Source organism: Arthrobacter sp. JCM 19049 (assembly GCF_001310435.1).
Genome location: NZ_BAXF01000141.1, coordinates 1 through 5,007 on the forward strand (window position 1 = coordinate 1; position 5,007 = coordinate 5,007).

A 5,007-nucleotide genomic window follows, 5' to 3' on the forward strand; every position below is an offset into this window, starting at 1 on the left:
CCGGCGGCCGAGGCGGGGGAGGGGACGGCCAAACGGGCCCCGAACCGCAGTGGCTTCCGGCCATGCCGTCGGGCAGCTGGATTAGATGGTGCGCGACAAGATGGCCTGCTTGACCTCGGCGATCGCTTGGTCACCTGGATGCCACGCGGGCACGCCTCGGTGCAGTTGAAGACGGTGCGGCAGCGCCATACGCCTTCCTTGTCGTTCAGGATCTCCAGGCGCATGTCCCCGGCCTCGTCACGCGAGTCGAAGATGAAGCGGTGGGCGTTGACGATCGCGGCCGGGCCGAAGTACTGGCCATCGGTCCAGAACACCGGGCAGGAGCTGGTGCACGCGGCACACAGGATGCACTTGGTGGTGTCGTCGAAGCGCTCACGGTCCTCGACGGACTGGAACGCTCACGGGTCGGCTCGTGGCTGTTGTTGATCAGGAACGGCATGATCTCGCGGTAGGACTGGAAGAACGGCTCCATGTCCACGATCAGGTCCTTCTCCAGCGGCAGGCCCTTGATCGCCTCAACGGTGATCGGCTTGGAGGTGTCCAGGTCCTTGAGCAGGGTCTTGCAGGCCAGGCGGTTGCGGCCGTTGATGCGCATGGCATCGGAGCCGCAAATGCCGTGGGCGCAGGAGCGGCGGAACGACAGCGATCCGTCGTGCTCCCACTTGACCTTGTGCAGGGCGTCCAGCACGCGGTCGGTGCCGTACATGGTCAGCTTGAAGTCTTCCCAGTAGGCCTCGGACTTGCTCTCGGGCAGGTAACGGCGAACACGCAGGGTGATGTTGAAGGTAGGGATTTCTCCGCCGCCGCCAACACCGGGCTTCAGCTCGATCTTTGATGCTGGTTCTGGCTGTTCGGTGCTCATTAGTACTTACGCTCCATCGGCTGGTAACGGGTGAAGACCACCGGCTTGGTCTCCATGCGGATGCCCTTGATGTCCTCGGTGACGGCATCGGCGTCGCGGTAGGACATCGAGTGCTTCATGAAGTTCTCGTCATCGCGGTCCGGGAAGTCCTCGCGGTAGTGGCCGCCGCGCGATTCCTTGCGGTGCAGGGCTGCCACGGTCATGACCTCGGCAAGGTCCAGCAGGAAGCCGAGCTCGATGGCTTCGAGCAGATCCAGGTTGAAGCGCTTGCCCTTGTCCTGGATGCCGATGTTCTTGTAGCGCATGCGCAGGTCCTCGATCACGTCGCGGGCCTCCTTCAGCGAACGCTCGTCGCGGAACACCTGGACGTTGCTGTCCATGGTCTCCTGCAGGATCGAACGCAGCTCGGCGACCTTCTCGGTGCCGTTGGAGTCCATCAGCGCGCCGATCTGGCTGATGACGAACTGCTCGCTGTCCTCCGGCAGGGCGACGAAGTCGGCGTCCTTGGCGTATTCGGCCGCGGCCACACCGGCGCGCTTGCCGAAGACGTTGATGTCCAGCAGCGAGTTGGTGCCAGGCGGTTCGAGCCGTGCACGGACACGCAGGCGACCTCACCGGCGGCGAACAGGCCCGGGACGACGGTGTCGTTGTCCTGCAGCACCTCGGTCTTGATGTTGGTCGGCACACCGCCCATGGCGTAGTGCGCGGTCGGGTACACCGGGACCGGATCGGTGAACGGCTCCACACCCAGGTAGGTGCGGGCGAACTCGGTGATGTCCGGCAGCTTGGATTCGATGTGCTCCGGCTCCAGGTGGGTCAGGTCCAGCAGCACGTAGTCCTTGTTTGGACCGCAGCCGCGGCCCTCGCGCACCTCGTTGGCCATGGCGCGGGCGACGATGTCGCGCGGGGCCAGGTCCTTAATGGTCGGTGCGTAGCGCTCCATGAAGCGCTCACCGTCGGAGTTGCGCAGGATCGCGCCTTCACCGCGGGCACCCTCGGTCAGCAGGATGCCTAGCCCGGCCAGGCCGGTCGGGTGGAACTGGAAGAACTCCATGTCCTCCAGCGGCAGGCCGCGGCGGAAGGCGATGCCCATGCCGTCACCGGTCAGGGTATGGGCGTTGGAGGTGGTCTTGAAGACCTTGCCGGCGCCGCCCGATGCGAAGATCACGCTCTTGGCCTGGAACACGTGCAGTTCGCCGGTGGCCAGGTCGTAGGAGACCACGCCGGCCACGCGCTTCTGCTTGTAGGCGGTGCCGTCCTCGCGGTAGGCGTCCTCCTCAACCAGCAGCAGGTCCAGCACGTAGTACTCGTTGTAGAACTCGACGTTGTGCTTCACGCAGTTTTGGTACAGGGTCTGCAGGATCATGTGGCCGGTGCGGTCCGCGGCGTAGCAGGCGCGGCGCACGGCAGCCTTGCCGTGGTCACGGGTGTGCCCGCCGAAGCGGCGCTGGTCGATCTTGCCGTCCGGGGTGCGGTTGAAGGGAAGACCCATCTTTTCCAGGTCCAGCACCGCGTCGATGGCTTCCTTGGCCATGATCTCGGCTGCGTCCTGGTCCACCAGGTAGTCGCCACCCTTGATGGTGTCGAAGGTGTGCCATTCCCAGTTGTCTTCTTCAACGTTGGCCAGTGCCGCGCACATGCCACCCTGGGCCGCACCGGTGTGCGAGCGGGTCGGGTAAAGCTTGGTCAGCACTGCGGTACGGGCGCGCTGGCCGGATTCGATCGCGGCACGCATCCCCGCGCCGCCGGCACCGACGATGACGACGTCGTACTTATGTACCTGCATTCTTGAGGCTCTCTTTTCTAGAAATCTATTGCGGTGTGGCGCGCAATTAGGCGCACTGCGGCAGCGGGCTGTTGGCCACGCACGGATCGAAGGTGAAGATCACCAGCGAGCCGAGGACCAGGATGAAGATGGTGGCCACGTACAGCAGCCCCTTCAGCCAGGTGCGGGTCGCGTGCTTCTCGCGTAGTCGTTGATGATGGTGCGCACGCCGTTGGTGCCGTGCAGCATGGAGAGCCACAGCAGGGCCAGGTCCCAGAACTGCCAGACCGGGGAGGCCCACTTGCCGGCCACGAAGCCGAAGGACAGGGCGTTGATGCCGTCGCCAACAATAAGGTTGGCGATCAGGTGACCGAAAATCAGCACGACCAGGACCACGCCGGACAGGCGCATGAACAGCCAGCCGAGCATTTCGAAGTTGCCGCGCGACTTCGGACCGCGAATGTACTTCGGGTCCATGCGCTGGCTGCTGCGCGGAGCTTGAATATCGACACTCATGGCTTAGTGACCTCCGAAGGCGAGCGACAGGTGGCGGATGGCGAATCCGGCGAAGACGACGACCCACAGGCCGAGCACGCCCCACAGCAGCTGGCGCTGGTACTTGGTGCCCTGCTTCCAGAAGTCCACCAGGATCACGCGCAGGCCATTAAAGGCGTGGAAGAGGATGGCGGCAACCAGGGCGGTCTCGCCCAGGGCCATCAACGGGTTCTTGTAGGTGCCGATAACGGCGTCGTATGCGCTGGCATCGACGCGGACGAGTGCAGTATCAACACGTGCACCAAGAGAAAAAGGAAAATAACGACACCGGTGACTCGGTGTCCCACCCATGACCACATGCCCTCACGGCCGCGGTAGAGGGTGCCTGACGAAGTCTTCGACACTGAACTAAACCTCCAAGACTCGCAACGGCGCATGTGTATCTTGCACACAATGAAATGTGACGCACTTGTGCGAGCGTTCCTTGCCCGAGTCTAAACCACTCGTGCCGGTGTGTTCTATGTTCTGATTATTTTGTGTGAGCAGGTTCACCGATAGGGGTGAATATTGCGCCGAATGGCCACAAATGCCCGTGGATTAGGGCATTTTTCAATGTTCTAATTATCGGAAATGTGCGCTAAATCCAACGTGCATTGACGCGTTCAAGCCGGGCGCGGATGGGCCAATGAACTAGTCTTGCTGTTGTGAATGAAGACCTGCTAGCGCGTTTCCATGGCGTCATTCCGGCCGGTGGAGTCGGAACCAGGCTGTGGCCATTGTCCCGGGCGTCGGCCCCGAAGTTCCTGCACGATCTGACCGGCTCGGGCTCCACGCTGATCCGGGCCACCTACGACCGCCTGGTGCCGCTGGCCAGTGAGCGGATTATGGTGGTGACCGGCCGGGCGCACCGTGGCGCCGTGCTGAGCCAGCTAAACGAGATCTGCGACGAGAACCTGGTGTTGGAGCCGGAGCCGCGTGACTCGGCCGCCGCGATCGGGCTGGCCGCGGCCATCCTGTACCGCCGCAACCCGAACATCATCATGGGCTCCTTCGCCGCCGACCAGGTCATCGGTCCGGTGGAGGTCTTCCAGGAGGCGGTGCGCGAGGCCATCCACACCGCGGCCACCGGCAAGATCGTGACCATCGGCATCCACCCCACCCACCCGTCGACCGGTTCGGTACATCCAGACCGGCCTGCCGCTGGAGATCGAGCACGCTCCCACCGCCCGCGCGGTCGCCCAGTTCGTGGAGAAGCCCGACGCGGATACCGCCCGGCAGTACCTGGCCAGCGGCTTTTTGTGGAACGCGGGCATGTTCGTCGCCCCGGTCTCGCTGATGCTCCAGCACCTTCAGGCCAACGAACCGGACCTGCATGCCGGGCTGATGCGCATCGCCGCCGCCTGGGACACCGACCAGCGAGACGCGGTCATGGAGGAAGTCTGGCCCGGGCTGCCGAAGATCGCGATCGACTACGCGGTTGCCGAGCCGGCGGCCGCCGCCGGGGACGTCGCGGTCATTCCCGCGTCTTCAACTGGGACGACGTGGGCGACTTCGCCGCGATCGGCCGGTTGAACAAGGCCAGCGAGGAAACCGGGGTGACGATCCTGGGTGACAAGGTCCGGGTCTACTCGGACAACGCCTCCGGGGTCGTATACGGGGACAACCCGCGGGTGGTGGCGCTGATCGGCATCGATGACGTGATCGTGGTGGACACGGCCGATGCGCTGCTGGTGACCACGAAGGAACATGCGCAGCAGGTCAAGCAGACCGTGGAGCAGCTGAAGAAGGACGGCGCCACGGACGTGCTGTAGCCGCAGCCAGCGCCCCGCCCGGGTGGTCGATGCGGGGCTGCGGCGCAAAACAGGCACGCTGCCGATGAAGATGC

General features: G+C 64.2%; 5 pseudogenes. 1 reads left to right on the top strand and 4 read right to left on the bottom strand.

The features are described 5' to 3' along the window. Positions 1-81: 81 nt before the first annotated feature. The 4 pseudogenes from JCM19049_RS08045 to sdhC form a co-directional block, all read right to left on the bottom strand. Positions 82-862: pseudogene (locus JCM19049_RS08045) on the bottom strand (succinate dehydrogenase iron-sulfur subunit). Then, positions 862-2,648, bottom strand: a pseudogene (gene sdhA, locus JCM19049_RS08050) (succinate dehydrogenase flavoprotein subunit). The pseudogenes JCM19049_RS08045 and sdhA overlap by 1 nt, the downstream one beginning before the upstream one ends. A 46-nt stretch (positions 2,649-2,694) precedes the next feature. Next, positions 2,695-3,143 (bottom strand): annotated as a pseudogene (locus JCM19049_RS08055) (succinate dehydrogenase hydrophobic membrane anchor subunit). 3 nt (positions 3,144-3,146) lie between these two features. Further along, positions 3,147-3,559, bottom strand: a pseudogene (sdhC, locus tag JCM19049_RS08060) (succinate dehydrogenase, cytochrome b556 subunit). A gap of 267 nt (positions 3,560-3,826) precedes the next feature. Between sdhC and JCM19049_RS08065 the strand changes: the two are divergent. After that, positions 3,827-4,933 (top strand): annotated as a pseudogene (locus JCM19049_RS08065) (mannose-1-phosphate guanylyltransferase). Positions 4,934-5,007 lie beyond the last annotated feature (74 nt).